At 73.3% G+C, this 20094-nt stretch carries 12 protein-coding genes; 7 read left to right on the forward strand and 5 right to left on the reverse strand.

Annotated features, from left to right (window positions below):
* Positions 1–470 precede the first annotated feature (470 nt).
* Positions 471–1814: an alkaline phosphatase PhoX gene (locus tag FRADC12_RS19465; RefSeq protein ID WP_045877707.1), complete on the forward strand. Its 1344-nt coding sequence runs from the start codon at positions 471–473 to the stop codon at positions 1812–1814.
* A gap of 327 nt (positions 1815–2141) precedes the next feature.
* Here FRADC12_RS19465 and FRADC12_RS19470 read toward each other — a convergent pair whose 3' ends face one another.
* Complete coding sequence (locus FRADC12_RS19470; protein ID WP_045879885.1) at positions 2142–3167, reverse strand: aldo/keto reductase; 1026 nt, start codon at positions 3165–3167, stop codon at positions 2142–2144.
* A gap of 25 nt (positions 3168–3192) precedes the next feature.
* Here FRADC12_RS19470 and FRADC12_RS19475 point away from each other — a divergent pair, with 25 nt between their 5' ends.
* On the forward strand, positions 3193–4320 hold the full coding sequence (locus FRADC12_RS19475) for an amidohydrolase family protein (RefSeq protein WP_045877708.1): 1128 nt from the start codon (positions 3193–3195) through the stop codon (positions 4318–4320).
* A 112-nt stretch (positions 4321–4432) separates the two neighbouring features.
* On the opposite strand, the gene FRADC12_RS19480 is transcribed toward FRADC12_RS19475, so the two are convergent.
* Positions 4433–6214 (reverse strand): adenine deaminase, encoded by a 1782-nt coding sequence (locus tag FRADC12_RS19480; protein ID WP_045877709.1) that lies wholly within the window; start codon positions 6212–6214, stop codon positions 4433–4435.
* Positions 6215–6596: 382 nt separating this feature from the next.
* On the opposite strand from FRADC12_RS19480, the gene FRADC12_RS19485 reads away from it, so the two are divergent.
* Positions 6597–7316: an NADPH-dependent FMN reductase gene (locus FRADC12_RS19485; RefSeq protein WP_232303899.1), complete on the forward strand. Its 720-nt coding sequence runs from the start codon at positions 6597–6599 to the stop codon at positions 7314–7316.
* 373 nt (positions 7317–7689) lie between these two features.
* Positions 7690–8952, forward strand: coding sequence for an ABC transporter substrate-binding protein (locus FRADC12_RS19495; protein WP_045877710.1), 1263 nt, complete (start codon positions 7690–7692; stop codon positions 8950–8952).
* A gap of 49 nt (positions 8953–9001) precedes the next feature.
* On the opposite strand, the gene FRADC12_RS19500 is transcribed toward FRADC12_RS19495, so the two are convergent.
* Positions 9002–10204, reverse strand: a complete 1203-nt coding sequence (locus tag FRADC12_RS19500) for a CAP domain-containing protein (protein ID WP_045877711.1) — start codon at positions 10202–10204, stop codon at positions 9002–9004.
* Positions 10205–10346: 142 nt separating this feature from the next.
* Between FRADC12_RS19500 and FRADC12_RS19505 the strand changes: the two genes are divergently transcribed.
* Entirely contained in the window at positions 10347–13631 is a 3285-nt protein-coding gene (locus FRADC12_RS19505) for an ABC transporter permease subunit (RefSeq protein ID WP_045877712.1), read from the forward strand.
* Positions 13628–14398: an ABC transporter ATP-binding protein gene (locus FRADC12_RS19510; RefSeq protein WP_045877713.1), complete on the forward strand. Its 771-nt coding sequence runs from the start codon at positions 13628–13630 to the stop codon at positions 14396–14398. Before FRADC12_RS19505 ends, FRADC12_RS19510 begins: the two co-directional genes overlap by 4 nt.
* Before the next feature lie 107 nt (positions 14399–14505).
* On the opposite strand, the gene FRADC12_RS19515 is transcribed toward FRADC12_RS19510, so the two are convergent.
* A complete protein-coding gene (locus tag FRADC12_RS19515; protein ID WP_232303900.1) occupies positions 14506–15606 on the reverse strand; it encodes a lipocalin-like domain-containing protein in 1101 nt (366 codons plus the stop codon).
* Between the two features lie 509 nt (positions 15607–16115).
* Positions 16116–17348: an S-methyl-5-thioribose-1-phosphate isomerase gene (gene mtnA, locus FRADC12_RS19520; RefSeq protein WP_232303901.1), complete on the reverse strand. Its 1233-nt coding sequence runs from the start codon at positions 17346–17348 to the stop codon at positions 16116–16118.
* A gap of 593 nt (positions 17349–17941) precedes the next feature.
* On the opposite strand from mtnA, the gene FRADC12_RS19525 reads away from it, so the two are divergent.
* Positions 17942–19483, forward strand: coding sequence for an NAD(P)/FAD-dependent oxidoreductase (locus FRADC12_RS19525; RefSeq protein WP_045877715.1), 1542 nt, complete (start codon positions 17942–17944; stop codon positions 19481–19483).
* Positions 19484–20094: the final 611 nt, after the last annotated feature.

The raw sequence follows: 20094 nt of genomic DNA on the forward strand, positions 1-20094 counted from the left end.
GACGGGCGTCCCGGCGCCGGCCCGCTGGCGCGGACCGCTCGGGTGCCCCGCGGGAAACGCGGATGCCGCGCGGGCTCGCCCGGAGGCGGCCGCGCGCGGCCCGAGACGCGCGGCTGCGCGGACCCTCCGGCCCCGGACGCGGGGCTCGCCTGTACCTGACTGCTCAGACGCAGAGGGTCCGTGTGCTGCACATCACGGCCCACGGCGCAGTCTGGCCGATCTCCGATCGGTTGACCAGAGCCTTCGAGGAACGTGTTCTCGTTTCTCCGGGTGCGGATCATCGTGCGCCCGTGGCAATGGCCCGGCAGTGGCCGCTGATCTGCCGATCTGCGCGGCCCGGTAGTTCGTGGCGCCCAGGGCGACGCCGCGCGGAGGCCGCTGTAGATCTACTTGTCTGTAGTCGTTCGTGTCGGTGTCGCCTCGTGGTCACGTCGGGCTGGAAGCCTGACGGCCGGCGAAGGAGGCTCCATATGTCTGTAAATCGTCGTCAGCTTCTCGGTACCGGCGCGGCCGGCCTGGGCATCGTCCTGTCCGGCGCAGTGGGGTCGGTCTTCGGCGCTCCCGCCCAGGCGGGTGGCCCACAGGGCCCCGGCAGAGGCCCGGTGTTCAAGGGTTACGGCGACCTGGTGGCCGATCCCAACGGCGTCTGCGACCTGCCCAGGGGATTCAGCTACACGAAGGTCTCCGTCCAGGGCACCCCGCTGGCCGGCGGCGGGCTCAGCCCGGCCTTTCAGGACGGCATGCACACGTTCGCGGCCGGCCGGCACACCGCGATCGTGCGCAACCACGAACTCACCCACGAAGTGACCTACCCGGTCCCGCACGTGACGGGCCTCGTCTACGACGAGGGGGCCGACGGCGGGAACACGGTGCTCGTCGTCGACGGCGGCAGGCTGGTCTCGGAACGGGTCGGCCTCGCGGGCACGGTCCGCAACTGCGCCGGCGGCCCGACCCCCTGGGGCACCTGGCTGACCTGCGAGGAGACCGAGCTCTCCCCAGCCGACGACGCCAAGCTGACCAAGCGGCACGGCTACGTCTTCGAGGTCGACCCGTTCGGCCGGCTGCACGACGCTGCCCCGGTGCCGCTGGCCGCCCTGGGCCGCTACGCCCACGAGGCGGTCGCGGTCGACCCGCGGACCGGCACCCTCTACCTGACCGAGGACGCGTCCGGGCCGTTCGGCCTCGTCTACCGGTTCCTGCCGAAGCGCCCGCTCGGCGGCCCCGGCAGTCTTCGCGCCGGCGGCAAGCTTCAGGCGTTGTTCGCCGGTGGCCTCGCCGACCTCTCGGGCGTCACGACGCTGGGCACGAAGCTGGCGGTGAAGTGGGTCGACGTGCCGGACCCGGGCGCGGCCTCGACCTCGGTGCGCAAGCAGTTCGCCGACGGCACCGTCTCCCGGGTGCCCAAGGCCGAAGGCATCTACTTCCGCGACGGCTCGGCGTACTTCGTCTCCAGCTACGCCAAGGCGGCGCCGGCAGTCGGCCTGCACGAGGGCCAGGTGTGGCGCTACGACCCACGGGCGAACACCATCGAGCTGGTGCTCCGGTTCGCGCCGAGCGGGCCGTTCGACGGGCCGGACAACATCCACATCTCGGCCTGGGGCGAGATGATCCTGTGCGAGGACGGCGACGGAGACAATCACCTGGTCGTCGTCGGAGACGATGGCAATCCCTACCCGCTGGCCCGCTCCGTCAGCCAGGCCGAGTTCGCGGGCGCCACCTTCTCCCCGGATGGCGCCTGGCTCTACGCCAACATCCAGGAGGACGGCGTAACCCTCGCCATCAAGGGACCGTGGCAGTCAGGCCGTCGCAGGTAGCCAGCGCGTCAGCCCGGCGCCAGCGCGTCAGCCCGGCGTCAGCCCGGCGCCAGCGCGGCGTCAAGCCGCCGGGCTGGCACCCAGCTGATCGCTGCCCCGGCCCTGGGTGCGGTCGCGAACCGGGCCCACCCGCGACCAGGCCAGGGCAGGGACGGCGATCAGCTGGCCGGGTCTGCGCGTCGGTCACTAGGCCGTGGCCTGGGCGCCGTCCAGCGGCCTGGCGCCACCGGCCTCGCCGGTCGTGATCGCCGTCTTGGCCCTCGGCTGGTCGCGAGCAGCGCGGTCTTCCGGTCGCGGGAGGGCCAAAACGGCGATTCGCCAGGACGTCTACCGGCGCCGCAGCGCCGGCTTCGCCAGCGACGGCGCGATCCAGCCGGCGTCGGCCGGGTTGACGTTCGTGCCCGGCGGGACGAGCTCGTCGATGCGGTCGAGCGTCGCGTCGTCGAGCGTCACGTCGGCCCCGGTGAGCTGGCTTTCCAGGTGCTCCATCGTGCGCGGGCCGATGATCGCCGAGGTCACCGCCGGGTGGCGGATGACGAACGCGATGGCCAGCTCGATCAGGCTGATCCCGGCCTCGACCGCCACATCGGCCAGCGCGATGGCCAGCTCGGCCTTGCGTCGGTTGGTCGCAATCGTCATGTCGAACCGCTGCGGAATCCGCTCGGCCCGGCTGCTCGTGACGTCCAGTCCGCTGTTACGGGTGTACCGGCCGGAAAGGTAGCCGCCGGCCAGCGGGCTCCACGGAAGCACGCCCATGCCGTATTTCTGGGCGACGGGCAGCAGGTCGGCCTCAATGCCGCGGACCAGGATCGAGTAGGGCGGCTGCTCGGTGACGAAGCGCTCCCGGCCGCGCTTCTCGGCCATCCACTGCGCCTCGACCACCTCGTGCGCCGGGAACGTCGAGCTGCCGAAGTAGCGGATCTTGCCGGCCCGGACCAGGTCGGTGAGCGCGCCGAGAGTCTCGTCGATCTCGGTCGTCGGGTCGGGCCGATGCACCTGGTAGAGGTCGATGTACTCGGTGTTGAGGCGGCGCAGGCTGTTCTCGCACTCCTGGATGAGCCAGCGCCGGGACAGACCGCCCCGGTTCGGGCCCTCGCCCATCGGCATGTACGCCTTGGTCGCCAGCACGACGTCGTCGCGGCGGCCGGCCAGCGCCTTCCCGACGATCGTCTCCGACTCGCCGGCCGAGTAGACGTCGGCGGTGTCGACGAAGTTGACCCCGGCGTCCAGGGCCCGGTGAATGATCTTTATGGACTCGTCGTGGTCGGGATTCCCCCAGGCGCCGAACATCATCGCGCCCAGGCACAGTGGGGTAACCCGCACGCCAGTGCGGCCGAGTACTCGGTAGTTCATCGTCACGTGGGTTAAGCATGGTCGCGTGGCGAACACATGGCAATCAGGGGACCGGCGCGAAGTCCTCCATGTCGCCGGCCGGATCCTGGCCGGGCCGACGGAGGCCCGTGACGAGCTGTGGGTCGTCGGCGGCCGGATCACCTTCGACGCCCCCACCGGCCCGGCCGACGTCCGCACCGTGCGGGGCTGGGCGCTGCCCGGCCTCGTCGACGCCCACTGCCACGTCGGCCTCGGCGCGCACGGCGCCGTCGACGGGGACACCACGCTCGCCCAGGCGCTGGCCGACCGGGACGCCGGTGCCCTGCTGCTGCGTGACGCCGGCTCGCCGGCCGACACCCGCTGGATCGACGACCGCGACGACCTGCCGCGGCTCGTGCGTGCCGGCCGGCACATCGCCCGCAGCCGCCGCTACATCCGCAACTACGCCGAGGAGGTCGAGCCGGCCGGCCTGGCCGCCGAGGCCGTGCGCCAGGCCGGCCGTGGCGACGGCTGGGTGAAGCTCGTCGGCGACTGGATCGACCGCTCGCTCGGCGACCTCGCGTCGTGCTGGCCGGCCGACGCCGTCACCGAGGCGATCGCCGCCGCGCACGCCGCCGGCGCCCGGGTGACGGCGCACTGCTTCGCCGAGGACTCGCTGCCCGACCTCGCCGCCGCGGGCATCGACTGCGTCGAGCACGCGACCGGCCTGTCCGACGACACCATCTCCGTGTTCGCGGCCCGCGGCATCGCGATCGTCCCGACGCTGGTCAACATCGCCACGTTCCCGGCGATCGCGGCCCCGGCGCAGGACAGGTTCCCCCTTTACCACAAGCACATGCTCGCTCTGCACGCCCGCCGGTACGCGACCATCGGCGCCGCCCACGACGCGGGGATCCCCATCTACGTCGGCACCGACGCCGGTGGGTCGCTGCCGCACGGACTGGTCGCCGCCGAGGTGGCCGAGTTGGTGAAGGCGGGCCTGCCCCCGCTCACCGCGCTCGCGGCCACGACCTGGTCGGCCCGCGCCTGGCTCGGCTTCCCCGGCCTGGACGAGGGCGCCCCCGCCGACCTGGTCGTCTACCCCGAGGACCCGCGCGCCGACGTCTCCGTCCTGGCGGCGCCCGACCTCATCGTCCTGCGCGGCCGGCCGACCCCCGGCACCTCGGTGGCCTGAGCCCCCTGGCTGGCTGGGCCCGGTCCTGCATTGTGGCCGCTGCCTGAGCGTTGCCGGGACCATTCCGTAGGACTCGGCGGCGGGTGGTCCCCAACCGCTGGCAGAACGGTGGTCAGGCCAGGAGGGGGGAGGGGATGAGCTGGCCGGTGGTGCCGTCGATGAGGCCGAGGTCGGTGACGTGCGGGCCGGGCAGGCAGGCCAGGGCCGCGACCATCACGTGGAACAGCGGCTGGGTGAGCAGGTGCAGGTCGAGGCCGATCTCGCGGGCGGCCTCGGTCAGGGCTCGCTGGGCGGCCGCGACCTCTGGGGCGGTCAGCGGGGAGAGGATGCCGGCGATCGGGAGTGCGATCGACGCGGTGGCCTCGCCGCCGGCCGCGACGGCGACACCGCCGCCGGTCGAGATCACCCGGTTGGCCGCGGCGGCCATGTCGACCGGGTCGCGGCCGAAGACGACCAGGTTGTGGGTGTCGTGCGAGACCGACGTGGCGATCGCCCCGGTCCACTCGCCCCAGCCGGAGATCAGCGCCGCCTGCGGCCGGGCCGAGATCCGGCCGTGGCGGTGTGCCGTGAGCTGGAGCATGTGCCCCGGCGGTGGCACGACGACGCCGTCGCGGATCTCCGCCTCGGCCTCGCCCCACTGGGTGAAGATCGGTCCGGCGAGCACCCGGAGCCGGGCGGAGCCGTTCGCGGTGCCGCCCGGCAGGTCGCCGACGCGCAGGACCATGTCGGCCGGCGTCACGGGGCCGATCTTCATGGTGTCCAGCGGCGGCTCGCTCGGCCCCTCGACGACGTCGACGAGCATCCGCCCGCCGGAGGCGACATGGCGGCCGGCGGTGAAGACGTCGTCGACCGTCACCGACGCCAGATCGGACAACACGATGAGGTCGGCCTGCCGGCCGGCGGCGACCAGGCCGAGGTCGGTGCGCTCCAGGCGGTAGGCCGCGTGGTAGGTGGCGATCCGCAGCGCCCGCACCGGGTCGAGGCCGAAGCCGATCAGGCGGCGCAGCAAGTGGTCGACGCCGCCGTCGGTGAGCAGGGTCAGGGCGAACAGGTCGTCGGTCGCCGCGCACAGGTGTGTCGGCAGCTCCGGCAGCGCGTTCAGCTCGGCGACGAGGCCGGGGAGCAGGTGCTCGAACGCGCCGCGCAGCTCGACGGTCATCCCGCTGCGCAGCTTCTCCATCGCGTCCGGCTCGGCAACGATCTCGTGGTCCGAGGTGATCCCCGCCGCAAGGTACGCCTGCAGTTCCGGCCCGCTCAGGCCGGCGGCGTGGCCACTGACGATCTTCCCGCTGGCCAGCCCGGCGGCGACGACGTCGACCATCCGGCCGTCGCTGGTCAGCACGCCGAGCATGTCCATCACCTCGGCGAGGCCGCCGACCTCCGGCCAGGCGAGCATCTCGGCGACGTCCGGGCCGTGCAGGTCGGCCCCGGAGAGCTCCAGGCCGGGCATCGGCGGCACGCACGAGGGCGCCTGCACGATGAACCGAACCGGCAGGCCGCGGCTCGCCTCGACGGCGTAGCGCACCCCGGCGACGCCGGCGACGTTCGCCAGCTCGTGCGGATCGCCGAAGATCGTCGTCGTGCCGCGCGGGCAGACGGCGGTGGCGTAGGCGCCGGGCGTCAGCATCGAGCTCTCGAAGTGGACGTGCATGTCGACCAGGCCCGGGGCGACGAACCGGCCGGTCGCGTCGAACACATCCAGCGCGTCGGTCCGGCTGCCGGTGGGGTGGACCGAGGCGATCAGCGGCCCGACCAGCCCGACATCGGCCGGGCGCACCTCGCAGGTTCCGACGTCGACGACGCTGCCCCCGGTGATCAGCAGATCGAACGGGCCGGCGCCCCGGGCGGCGTCTACGGCGCGCCGGCGCAGGGCGGGATCGACAGCATCGTTCATGCCGGTCAACGTAAGACTGCCCTGTTACACCCACAAGACGGCCGGTTGGTCGTTCGTTACGCCTGTTGCCAGCCAGAACGAGACGCGGCTGGCCCGCGTTGTCAACAGGAACGGGCTGCGAGCCGGAACACGTTGCGAGCGAGAACAGGTTGTCCGTCCGCGTCGGACCGGGGTGGCGAACCTGTGTCGACGACGACTCGTTGGTAGAGCGCACGGTCGCTGGACCAACACCAAGCGCGAACCCAGCGGGAACCGGGCATGCGACGACCACCGGAACACCATCGGACAGACATGCCCAAGACCCGCGCATTCTTCGTGCTCAGCGGCGCATACGCTCAATCTGTCAATATCCGTCAACGGCCGGTCGTGAGGGAGCGTGCGGGTGGACGGGTTCGGAACCATTCCGGCTTCGGTACGCGACGGCTCTCCGATGGCGGTCCGTCGCCCCGCGGGAGCGCCGGCCGACCTCGGCGGCGGGATGGGGCCGGGGCTGGAGCGCCGTAATCCGGGCGTCGGCCCGGGCCAGTCCGGGCGGCGGCGGCCGGTGATCGTCGGCCTGGGCGGCTCGCCGCGGGCCGACGCGCCGACGATGCGTGCCCTGGGCGCGGCGATCAAGATGGTGGCACAGGCCGGTGCCGAGACGGTGATCATGAGTCTCGCCGAGCTGGAGCTGCCGCCCTACCAGCCGGACGGCGGCGAGCGTGCCGCGGGAGCCCGCCGCCTGGTCAGCGAGATCGGCCGCGCCGACGGCCTGCTCATCGCCGCCCCCGACTACCTCGGCGGGACGTCGAGCCTGGTCACGAACGCGCTCGACTACCTGTGGGACCTGCGGGACGCGCCGAGGCCGTGCCTGGAGGCCCGGCCGGTCGGGCTGCTGGCCTGCGATGAGGGCCCGGGTGCCGGCGGCGCGCTGCCGGCGCTGCGCGCCCGCGTGCACGCGCTCGGCGGCTGGCCCACCCCGCTCGGGATCAGCCTGAGCAAGCACGAGAGCGCGGCGATCGACCCGTATGGCGCGATCGCGAACCCGTCGGTCGCCGACCGTTTCGAGACGCTGACCGACCAGATCATGGGCTTCGCCTACGCCTGGTCGCACCTGATCTGACGGCGGCCGAGCCGGTCCGGCCGGTCCGTCCGACGCCGACGCCGACGCCGACGCCGACGCCGACGCCGACGGCGACGGCGACGGCGACCGGGCCACTACGGCGCAGCGTACGCGGCAGGCGCGCTCGGCCGGCCCCGACCACCCACACGCCGGTGACGGATCCGGCCCGGCTACCGTGTCGGTGCTCGGCCCAGCGAGCCAGAGACACCGACGGCACGACGGGTTCGGCGGCCACGACGGGTTCGGCGGCCACGACGGGTTCGGCGCCACGACGGGTTCGGCGCCACGACGGGTTCGGCGGGCGCGAAGCTTTGCGGGCACAACGGGTTCCGCGGCGACGCCGGGTTGCGCGGAAACGACGAGGAGGTCCCAGGTGGGACGACGGCACACGCTGCGCCTGGCCGGCGCCGCGCTCGGCGCCGCGCTGGCCCTGGCCGCGTGCAGCGAGTCCGGGACCGGCGGTGGCACCGGGAGCGGCGCGGCCTCCCTCGCCGCCGGCGCATCGGTCAAGCTCATGGTCATCGCGCCGACCGGGACCGCCGGCTCGAACTACCCGGACATCCTCGGCGCGACCAAGGCCGCCGTGCGTGGCCTGAACACCCGTGGCGGGATCAAGGGCCACCCGGTCGAGCTGGTCTACTGCAACGAGAAGAACGACGCGGAGACCGCCAAGTCCTGCGCGGACCAGGCGGTCAGCGAGCACGTCCTCGCCGTCGTCAACGAGGTCAGCGCCAGCGGCGGCATCATGCCGATCCTGGAGGCCGCGCACATCCCGTCGATCGGCTCGGCCGGGATCTCGATCGACGGCTCGGAGCTGTCCTCGTCGGTCAGCTTCATGCTCAGCCCGCTGACCTACTACCCGGCCGTCTGCCCGGCGCTGCTGAAGGCGGCCGGCGCGACGAAGCTCGGCGCGGTCGGCTACAGCCTGCCGCAGGTCGACCGGCTGATGAAGATGGCGGACCTGGGTGCGAAGCAGGCCGGCTCCCCGCTCGTCCTCGAACCGCGGGTCCCGATCGACACCAGCGACTTCACCCCGACGGCGACCCAGCTGCGGCGCGCCGGCGTCAACGGCACCGTGCTCGTCGTCGTCGACCAGGGCGCCTACGCGGAGGTCAGGGCCGGCGGCTCGACCGGCCAGAAGTACTGCCACGCGATGGGCGTCCTGTCCCGTGACTGGCTGACCCAGGAGGGCGCCGCGGCGGGCTCGCTCGTCTTCGCGAGCGCCTTCCCCGAGCTCAGCGAGTCCGCCCAGTACCCGGAGATCGCCCGGGCGCTCAAGGAGCTCGACGCCGAGGTCGCGGCCGGCGACCAGGACGCGGCGGTGCGGACCAACTCGACGGACACGATCGGTGCCTGGCTGTCGGTGCAGATCGTCGAGAAGGTCGCCGGCGCCATCCCCGGCGACGCGCTGACGTCCGCCGCGCTGCTCGATCAGCTGGACAGGACCTCGAACCTGGACCTGGGCGGCATCACCCCGGCGCTGGACTTCACCAAGCCGTCACCGATCCCCGGCGCCCAGCGGCTGTTCAACACGACGATGCGCGGTGTCCGCTGGGACGCTGCGACCAAGGCCTACGTCCCGCTCGGCAACCAGACCTATGACGCGCTGAAGATCCTGGAGCAGGCCGGAGCCTGAGCGGCCCCGTTGTCACCGCGGCGGCGAGTCTGCCGCCGCGGCGTGGGCCTCACCAGGTGCGCGGCGTGCCGAACACCTGGGTCCAGTAGCAGCCGTAGACGTCGGCGCTGGGGGAGTAGCCGACGCCGATCTGGGTGATCTCGGGCAGCAGGATGTTGCGCCGGTGGCCGGGGCTGTTCATCCAGCCGTTGACCACCTCGGCTGGGGTCCGCTGGCCGGCCGCGATGTTCTCCGCGACGGTCCCGAACCGGTAGCCGAGCGCGGTGACCCGGTCGGCGACCTGCAGCCCGTCCGGGTTGCGGTGGTCGAAGAACTGGCGGGCGGCCATGTCCGCGCTGTGCGCCGCGGCGGCCCTGGCCAGCAGCGGCTCCGGGGCCAGCGGCGGCAGCCCGTTCAGCTGGCGCTGCTGGTTGGTCAGCATGACCACCTCGGCCAGCGGGTCGCGGCCGTACGGCTGCGCCCACTGCCCCGGCTCGGGCGAGGGGCCGGACACGCCGAACACCCGGGCCCGCCCCTGCCCTGACCAGGGCGAATGGTCGGACGGCGACTCCGGTACCGGCGGCGGTGGCGTCATGAGCGGCGGCGGCACCGGGACCCGGGTGGGAATCGAGCCTGGGACCGACGGGTCGGGCCCGGAGCCAAACCAGGGCCTGGCCGCGGGTGCCGACGGAGCGTCGTTCGGGCTCCGGCCGGCCGGGACCCGTGGTGCGGCCGGCCCGGCGGGCGCGGGGCTCTCGTCCACGTCGACGCCGAAGTCGCGGGCGAGCCCGGCCAGCCCGTCCGCGTAGCCCTGGCCGATCGTCCGGACCCGCCAGCCGCCCGCCCGCCGGTAGATCTCGCCGACCAGCAGCGCGGTCTCCGGGCCGAGCCGCGGCGGGACGAGCCGGACCACGGCGGCGCCGGCACTGTCGTACAGCGTCGCCGTCGGCGCTGGCAGCCGGCCGAACGGGGTGCTCCCGTCGGCGGGGCTCGCGACCAGCATCACCCGCTCCGCGCCGGGCCGCAGCCGCCCAGGCTCCACCGTCACCTCGTCCGCCCCGATCAGGACGGCGCGGCCGGGGCCGGCGGGCCGGGCGGAGGTGAGCCGGACGCCACGGCTCGACGGCTGGTTGTAGAAGACGAAGTCGTCGTCGCCGCCGACCCGTCCGTCGGCGCCGATGACCAGCGCCGACAGGTCGAACGGGCCGGGCAGCCGCGCCTGGACCACGCCGTGCGGTAACGGTCCGTTCGCCCCCGCGACCAGCTCCAGCATCGGCAACTCCCCTCGCTCGTTCAACGAACGACGCCGGCCCCGGTTCCGGGTGAGCGCTGTGCGACCATGCCCCTTGGTCAGAATGCCGCGTTTCCCCGGAAGCCGGGGGTTTCGGCTCGACGGGTGCAAGGGGTAGGCCACGGTGAACGACGTGATCGGCTACGCCCTGCTGGGTCTGGGCACGGCCGGCCTGTACGCGCTGATGTCGGCCGGGATCGTGATCGTCCAGCGTGGGTCCGGCGTGCTGAACCTGGCACACGGCGCGCTGCTGGCCTGGGCCGCCTACTCCTTCCACGGGGCGGCCGTGATCTGGTCGCTGCCCACCTGGTTCGCCGCGGTGCTCGCCGTCGGCTCGACCGCGCTGATCGGGCTGCTGTTCCACCTCCTGGTGATGCGCCCGATGCGGGACGGCTCGGCGCTGACGAGGGTGATGGCAACGCTCGGGCTGCTGATCATCCTTCAGGCGCTGCTCACCCTGATCTACAGCACGGCCGTGCGCTCCTCGCCGACCGTGCTGCCGACCGGCCAAGTGACGCTGTTCGGGATGCCGGTCGACTGGGGCATCTTCGTCCGGCTCGGCGTCGTCGGCGCCGTGCTGGCCGGCCTGTGGGCGCTGTTCCGGCACACCACGATCGGGCTGGCGGCGACGGCCGTCACGGAGAACCCGCGGGCGGCGGCGACGTTCGGGTGGTCGCCCGACCTGGTGGCCGCCGGGGCGTGGACGCTCGGGGCGGCGCTGGCCGGGCTCGCCGGGGTGCTGCTCGCCCCGCTCCAGCAGCCGCTGGGCGCGCCCAACCTGATGCTGCTGATCGTGCCGGCGCTGGCGATCGGGCTGGTCGCCGGGTTCCGCTCGTTCCCCGCGGTGTTCGTCGCCTCCGTGGTGCTCGCGATCGTCGAGGTGGAGACGCAGGTCCAGCTGGTCAGCAAGCACCCGGCCTGGAGCGGGGTCGACCGGGCCATCCCGCTGCTGGTCATCGTCTTCTATCTGGCCATCCGCGGCCGGCACATCCCGGACCGGGGCCACGTCAACGAGAAGCTGCCGGCGCTCGGCAGCGGCCGGATCCACTGGCCGGCCCTGATCGTGACGATGACCGTGGCGATCTGCCTGATCTGGTACGCGCTGCCGGTCGACTGGGTGAACGCGCTCGATGTCAACGCCCAGTGGTCGATGCTGATCCTCTCGGTCGTGGTGCTGGTCGGCCTGACCGGGCAGCTCTCGCTGGCTCAGCTGGCGTTCTCCGGGGTGGCCGCGCTGATCGCCGGACGGCTGGTGGCGGTGCGCGGCTGGCCGCTGGAGGCGGCGCTGGCGCTCGGTGTGCTCGGGACGGCCGCGGTCGGGGTGCTGTTCGCGCTGCCGGCGCTGCGCACCCGGGGCCTGCAGCTCGCCGTCGTCACCCTCGGCCTGGGCGCCGCGGCCGACTCGATCCTGTTCCAACGCGGATACCACACGCCGCCGCCACCCGGCTCGGCCGCGGCGGCGTTCGGAGTGCTCGGCGATCCGGAGGGCACCGTCGTCGGGCATCAGACGCTGTTCGGCGTCCGCCTCGACACGGTCGAGGCGCCGCGGGCGTTCGCGACGCTGTCGCTGCTGTCCTTCGGCGTGCTCGCGGTGGCCGTCGCGAACCTGCGCCGCGGCCGGGTAGGGCGCCGGCTGATCGCGGTCCGGACCAACGAGCGGGCCGCCGCGGCGCTCGGGATCAGCGTCGTCGGCGCGAAGCTCTACGCCTTCGCGCTCTCGGCCGCGATCGCGGGCTACGGCGGCGTCCTGTTCGCCTTCTACTCCTACGGCGCCCGCGGCAACATCGACTACGGTGGCGGCCTGTTCTCGCCGTTCACCTCGATCCTGCTGATCGCCTTCGCGGTGCTCGGTGGCGTCGGCTGGGTCAGCGGCGCGTTCGCCGGTGCCACCTGGGCGACCGGCGCGCTTGGCACCCGCCTCGGCGCCTGGATCGGCGACCTGCTGACCGGCGTCGCCGCCTTCGCCCGCACCGTGATCGCCCTGCTCGGTACCGTCGTCGGCTTCAGCCTCGGCGCGCGCCTGGGCCCGGCGGCGGGACGAGCGACGGCCCCGCCCGATCTCGCCGACAGGGCTCCGGCACCTGGCGTCATGGCGGCGTCAGCCGACGGCGGCACCGTGCCGCCCGCCGACGAGGCAGGGCTGCCGGGCGGCGAGCCGGCGGCGGGCCGGCCGGTGTGGCGCCGGCCGGCGCCGTGGGTGGGCGCGGCCGTGCTCACCGCCGTGGCCGTGGCGGCCAGCGACCGGGTACTCGACTGGCTGACCCAGCTGGACCGCTACGTCCCGTTGCTCGGCGGGATCGTGCTCGTCACGATCCTCGCGACGTCGGGCGGCGGGATGGCGCCCGGCAACGCCGCCGCGGCCCGGGCCGTGGCGACCGGCCTCACGCCTCCGTCGCGGCGCGGCCGGTACGCGTCGCGCGAGCGGCGCCGGGCCGACCAGCTGCTCGCCGCGAGCGCGGCCGACCTGGCTGCCCCGGACCTGAACCCGCCCGGCCAGCTGATCCCGCCGGGCGAGCCGGGAGCGGCCAGGAGGCTGGCCGCGCTCGGCCGGGGCGCCGGCGTGATCAAGCCGGCGACGCTGTCCGTCTGGGGCCTGACGGTCCGGTTCGGTGCCGTGACCGTCGTCGACGACGTGAACCTTCGGGTGACACCCGGCCAGATCGTCGGCCTGATCGGCCCGAACGGCGCGGGCAAGACCACCGTGGTCGACGCGATCACCGGGTACACGCCGGCCAGGGCGCGCCAGCTGACCCTCGGGGAGCACCGGCTCGACCGGCTGCCCGCGCACCGGCGGGCCCGTCGCGGCGTCCAACGGTCGTTCCAGAACCTCGAGCTGTTCGAGGACCTCACCGTCCTGGAGAACATCGAGGCCGCCAGCGACCCGCGTGACCTGCGGGCGTACCTGACCAACCTGGTCTGGCCGCGGACCAGGGTGCTGCCACCCGCGGCTCGGGCCGCGATCGAGGCCTTCGGCCTGCGCGACGACCTGACCCGCGCCGTCACCGAGCTGCCCTACGGCCGGCGCCGGCTGCTCGCGATCGCCCGCGCGGTCGCCGCCCGGCCCGCGGTGCTGCTGCTCGACGAGCCGTGCGCCGGCCTGGACGAGAACGAGAGCCGCGAGGTCGCCCGGCTGCTGCGCCGGCTCGCCGACGAGTGGGGGCTGGGCATCCTGCTCAACGAACATGACATGGACGTCGTGATGTCCGTCTGCGACCGGATCCTGGTGCTGGACACCGGCCGGATGATCGCCGAAGGCACGCCGGCGCAGGTCCGCGACGACCCGAACGTGCAGCTCGCCTACCTCGGCGAGCAGGTCAGCGCGGACGTGCGCCGCCGCGCCAGCCCGCGTCCACGCGCCGCCCGGACCGCCAGCACCGACGCCCCGGTCGCTCCAGGAGCCGGCCGATGATGCCCCGGCTGCCAAGCTCCCGGCGGGGCGAGACCACCCGGCCACCCGGGGGGCTCCGCCGTGCCAGGCCGGCGCCGGCCGCGCCCCCCGTGCTCGCCGCCCGCGGGCTGTCCGCCGGCTACGGTGGCGCGCCGGTCGTGCGCGACCTCGACCTGTCGGTGCGGGCCGGCGAGGTCGTCGTGCTGCTGGGCCCGAACGGCGCCGGCAAGACGACGACGCTGCTGACCCTGGCCGGGGCGCTCGCGCCGCACTCCGGCGAGGTGCACTGGGCCGGCGCCGCGACCACCGCGCCGCTGCACCGGCGGGCTCGGGCCGGGCTGAGCCTGGTCCCCGAGGACCGTTCGGTGATCATGAGTCTGACCGTGCGGGAGAACCTGCGGGTCGGGCGCTGCGACCCGGGCCTCGCGCTGGCCGCCTTCCCCGAGCTGGACGAGCATCTGGACCGCAAGGCCGGCCTGCTCTCCGGCGGCCAGCAGCAGATGGTCACCCTGGCGCGGGCGCTGGCGCGGCGGCCGGTCGCGCTGCTCGCGGACGAGCTGTCGCTCGGCCTGGCGCCGCAGCTCGTCACCCGGCTGCTCACCGCGGTGCGGGCCGCGGCCGACGACGGCCTCGCGGTCCTGCTCGTCGAGCAGCACGTCCGCAGCGCGCTGACGATCGCCGACCGGGTCCACGTCCTGCGGCACGGCCGGGTCGCCTGGTCTGGCACGGCCGCCGAGGCCGAGGCCAACCGTGAGGCCGTCGCCAGCGCCTACCTCCCACTGGCCTGAGGCGTTTCCCTGGTCTGCGGCCTCGGTTCCGCTGGGCTGTGGCCTGCCCCGGGGGCCGACGGCCTCGCGGCCCCGGGCCGCCCAGGGGGCCGCGAGTGTCGCGTGCGTCAGATCCCGAGCAGGTTCTTCACGGACTGCCAGACGTAGCCATGGCCCGGCATGTCGATGAAGGGGATGACCTCGGCGTAGGCCTGGCCGGTCACGGCCTGGCCGTTGATCGTGCCCGCCACGGTCGAGGTGCCCTCCCAGTAGTTGCCCTGCGGGATGAGGCTGCTCCAGACCTCCTGGTTCACCAGCTGTGGCGTGACGGAGAGCGTCCCGCCGGGAATGTTCACCGTCGAGGCCACCGGATAGGTGATTCCGGTGTCCGGACTTGTCCACGTTCCCGTGGTCGCGCGGCTGAGCTGCGCCGCCGGCAGGTCGGTCGTCGTGCCGTCCGCGTTGACCCGGGTGCCGATCGTCTGGACGTAGTTGCCGTTCGCGTCGCGGATGAAGTAGAGCATGTACTGGGTGTTGTTCGACAGCTGCAGGCTGTACCACTCCCAGCCGCCCTGGCCCGGCGTCCAGTTACCCCACTGGTGGTCCAGCCAGGCGGTGCCGGTCACGTTCACCGGGCTGCCGTGGTCGAACAGGGTGCCGGTGACGTGCAGGTTCGTCTCGGAGTAGTAGCCCGACGTGCCGAACGGCCCGTAGCCGATGGTGCCGGCACTGCCGTGCAGCGCGGCCGGGGCCGTCTGGCTCGCGGTCATGGTGCCGAACACGTAGCTCAGGTCGGAGAAACCGCCGGAGAAGTGGTTGACCAGGTTCTTGCCGTCGATGTGAATGGGGCCCGCACTGACGCTGAAGCCGCCGCCGGCCGGGACGTTGTCCGGGCTGATGCTGTAGAGGCTCTTCGTCGAGGTGTAGGTGCCCCGAGTCAGGTCCGCGATCGCGAAGTTACCGTTGTAGATGGTGGCGACGGGCGCGGCCGAGAGACCGTCGACGCGATTGACCAGGGTCTCGAAGCCGTACGAGTGCGTCTTTCCGAGGAGGTCCTTCCCGCTCAGGTGGCCGGTGATGTACCACCATTCCATCCCGGCACTCACATGCGGGGACTCGTCCGTGGGCAGCGACACCCCCGTGGCGGCGTGCGCCGTTCCCCCGGTGCACACGAGCAGCAGGCTCGTCAGGCTTCCTAACAAAAGCGCGGCCAGTTTTCGGAAACGCATTCTTCGTGGATCCGGACGGGTGGATCTGGACATGCTGGTGCCCCTCTCACGGTGCGCGCGGTGGTGGCGCGCGGCGGATACCGCGCGCCCGTCGGCGACCTTGCAGGCCGCCGATGCTCATGGGATATGTCCGCGGCCACGCGCCAACGCGTGTGGGCAGCGGTGGGCGCCCTGGGGCGGCCGCGCCGCCGGGGCGACGGTCATTGCGGCCGGGCCGCGATGACCGGTCCTGCGCACGGCGACATACCAGGACGCCCCCGCGCGGCCTTGATAAATATTTAGAGGTATCGACCCTGACGATGGGACGATAGAAGTGACCCGTGTTCATGTCAACGATCAGTTTCGCCGCCGCAGTTGCAGGCCTTTGAGCTGCGGCGCAGGCTACCCGGGGCCGTCGAGCCTCGGCCGTAGGGTGCGGATGTGTCGTCGGTCAGGCCTCGACGGCGCGGGCATACGTTAATATCTTTCTGGACGCCGGGCCCGCCTGCCGCGGCGCGATGGCGCTCCCGTCAGCGGGTGAAGGGGGAGGCGGGCAGCCGGGCGCCCTGTTCGGTGATCAGCGCGTCGACCAGGCCGGCCGGGGTCACGTCGAAGGCCGGGTTGTGGGCGCGGGCGCCCGTCGGCGCGACGCGCTGGCCCGCGATGGTCAGGACCTCTTCGTCGGGGGCCTGCTCGACCGGTGCTGCCGCGCTGCCCGTCGGCTGCTCGTCGACGTCGGACGCGCTGGCCGCGACGACGAACGGGACGCCGGCGTGCGCGCACGCGAGCGCCACGCCGAGGGTGCCGAGACTGCTGCGTACATCGCCGTTGGCGGCGATCCGGTCGGCCCCGACGATCGCGACGTGAACCAGCCCGCCGATGATCACGCCGGCGGCGGCGCCGTCCACCTGGACGCGGTAGTCGATACCCGCCTGGGCCAGCTCCCAGGCGGTGAGCCGGCTGCCCACCAGCAGCGGCCGGGCCTCGTCCACGTAGACCAGCTCCACGCGGCCGCGGGCGTGCAGCTCGCGGATCACGCCGAGGGCGGTCCCCCAGACCGCCGTGGCCGGTGCGCCGGTGTCGGAGTGGGTAAGGACGCGCAGCGGGCGGTCACCGAGCCGGGCGAGGACCCAGTCGGCGCCGTGGCGGCCGATCGCCCGGCTCGCCCGCTCGTCCGCCGTGGCGATGGCCAGCCCGACGGCCACGACGGCGTCGAGCCCTTCGTCGATCCTGGCGTACGCCGTGTCGACCCCCTGGGCGAGCGCGGTCATGGCCGGCCCGGCGGCGCGCAGCCGGCCGACCGCGGCGGTGAACGTGGAGCCGTCCCAGCCCTCGCGGCCGGCCTGGGTGATCGCGAGCGCGACGCCGTACGCGCCAACGGCCCCGAGCGCGGCGGTGCCCTGGACAGCGAGCCGTTCGACCGCGGTGACCAGGTCGTCGACCCGGTGGATCTCGACGTCGGCTGTCTGGCCGGGCAGCAGCCTCTGGTCGCGCAGCCGGATCGAGCCGCCCGTCCACGTCACCGGCCGCGGCCCGGCGCCCACTCGGTCCGTCGCGCGGGACCGGCGCGCCGCCGGGCCGCTCGGCCGCGGCGGCACGGTCGAGGACGGCACGGTCGAGGACGGCACGGTGGTCCGGGCCGGTGCGGCCGCGCGCGGCGGCTGCGCGGGCGGGGGCGGCGGTGGCCAGCGATGCGGCGGCCGGTGCGCCGGCCGGGGCGGCCGCGGAACCTCCTCCGGTTCCGGGATCGGCGGCTGCGACATGCCGGCACTATGCGGACCTGGCCGACGGTGGGTCAAGGCGGCGGCGCCGAACAGGTGGCCTGGGTAGAACGGGTGAACCATTTCGTCCGGGCCGTGACGGGAGAGCGGGCGCCGAGCCCAGCCGGATGAGGCTGCGTCCACGTGCTGCCGGTCGTACCGCACCTTCTCCCACCGGGACGATCTCGGATCGCGCTCTGGTCTCGGCCCACCGGCCTCCCGCCGGGCTCGATCGCGCGAGGGCGCCGACCGGGAATGCGCGCGGCCGCCACGGCCTTTAAAGAGGCGCACTGGCAGTCCTATTTGCGTGCTCCGACGCCGGCAGCGGATCGGCCTGATGACGGCGGCTTCGAGCCGTCGAGTGGCGTGACGTTGCCGACATCTGATGAGGGTGTGATGTCGGCGACAGCGCGACCGAGCTTAGGCAACCCGGCTACGGGTCGAAACTCACGCTGGTGCTCCCACCGCAACCTGCCGTTCCTGTGGGATGGTCGAGGAGAACAACGCGGAAACGAGCGCAAACTCTGGCAGACGGCGGAGCGCACTGGTCCCGGCTGGCGCCGCTGGAAGCCTCGGTACACAGGTGGAGAGGAATTGTGACCGCGAACACTTTCGCCAACACTGACAGCCCGGCGGAGGGCGGCGTCTACCGGCACCGCGTCCTGGTCATCGGCTCCGGGTTCGGTGGGCTGTTCGCCGCTCAGGCACTGCGAAGCGCCTGGGCCGACGTCACCCTGGTCGCCAAGACCTCCCACCATCTGTTCCAGCCGCTCCTTTACCAGGTCGCGACCGGCATCCTGTCCGAGGGCGAGATCGCACCGCCGACCCGCGAGGTGCTGCGCCGCCAGCGCAATGCCCGGGTCGTGCTCGGCGAGGTGACCAACATCGACCTCGCCGAGCGGACCGTCACGTCCGAGCTGATCGGCCGCACGACGGTGCACCACTACGACAGCCTGATCGTCGCCGCCGGCGCCGGGCAGTCCTACTTCGGCAACGATCAGTTTGCTGAGCACGCGCCCGGCATGAAGAGCATCGACGACGCTCTGGAGCTGCGCGGCCGCATTCTCGGGATGTTCGAGCTGGCCGAGGCCTCGACCGATCCGGCCGATATCGAGCGGCTGCTCACGTTCGTCGTCGTCGGCGCGGGCCCCACCGGTGTGGAGATGGCGGGCCAGATCGCCGAGCTGGCCCACCGGACGCTGCGGCGGGATTTCCGGAACATCGATCCTCATCAGGCGCGCATTGTCCTGCTGGACGCCGCACCCGCGGTGCTTCCCGCGTTCGGGGACAAGCTCGGCGGCTATGCCGTGAAGCGGCTGGAGAAGCTGGGCGTCGACGTGCAGCTCGGCGCGATGGTCACGGACGTGGACGCGACCGGTATCGAGATCAAGGACGCCACGACCTCCCAGACCGGCTCCGCCGATGCGGCGGGAACCCCGGGCGGCAAGCGGCGGATCGAGTCGGTCTGCAAGGTATGGGCCGCGGGCGTGCAGGCCAACCCGCTCGGCAAGCAGCTGGCCGAGCAGTCGGGCGCGGGGCTTGACCGTGCCGGCCGGATCGAGGTCGAGCCGGACCTCACGCTGCCCGGCCACCCCGAGGTGTACGTCGTCGGCGACATGATCTCGCTGAACCGGCTGCCCGGTGTCGCGCAGGTCGCGATTCAGGGTGGTCGGCACGCCGCTCGCGACATCCGGGCCCGGATCAACGGCCGGCAGTCCGGAAAGATCTTCAAGTACCACGACAAGGGGAGCATGGCGACGATCTCGCGGTTCAGCGCGGTCGCCAGCATCGGCAGGCTGAAGCTGACCGGGTTCCTGGCCTGGCTGATGTGGCTCGCCGTCCACCTCGTCTACATCATCGGCTTCAAGCACCGGGTCACGACGCTGCTGCACTGGGCGGTCAGCTTCGTCGGCCGGGGCCGCTCGGAGCGGACCGTCACCCATCAGCAGATCTTCGCCCGGACCGCTATCAGCCGGCTGGGTGAGAACTTCGCGCCGACGCTGCCGCCGAGCCCGGATGGGCGCCCGTCCTGGAGCGGGAACGTCAGCGCTCTCGTTCCCAGGCCGGCAGAGGCTCCCGGGCAGACGGAGCCCGCGGACGCCAAGGAGCCTGAACCAGCGGCTTCCAGCGCGGTCTGAGCTTTCACCTCGACTCGATCCGGCGCGGACCTCGCGGGGCATGGCACCCGCGAGGCCCGCGCCGGTCGTCGTCTGACCCGGAGGCGGTCGACTCTCGCGCTGACGAAGAGCGCCACGGGACGGACCCGGATAATGCCTTGACCCCTTTCGGCTGGGGCGCGACGCTCGCCAACGCGGGAATACCCGGCAGCGTGGGTTCGCTGCGCCATGGGGTGTTATGTGCCCCTGGTCGCGGTCGGCGCCGGCCGCGAACCGGTTGCCGTATGAGACCGTCTGTAGGCGGAGAGACCCGAACTGGAACCGCCGCATCCCCGAATCGGAGAGCCTCGTCGCCGTGACCTCGTCGCCAGCCGTGCAGCCGACCGGCTCGCCGGTCGTCGCCGCCGGCGAGCCTGGTGGCTCCGGCGACGCGGCAGGCCGGGTGGACTTCCCGAACCGGCCGGCCGCTGGCGGCCGCAAGCCGGCCGAGGGCTCCGGGCGGCCGAACCGCAAGCGTCGGCCCGGGCGCTCCGGCGGCGAGGCCGGCGCGGCACGCGGGCCCGCGGCGCGGCGGGAGCGGGACGGTGGACGGCCCGTCGAGCTGCACGTCGCCGAGCGTGCGGAGCTCGCCG

Source organism: Pseudofrankia sp. DC12, assembly GCF_000966285.1.
Classification (GTDB): Bacteria; Actinomycetota; Actinomycetes; order Frankiales; family Frankiaceae; genus Pseudofrankia.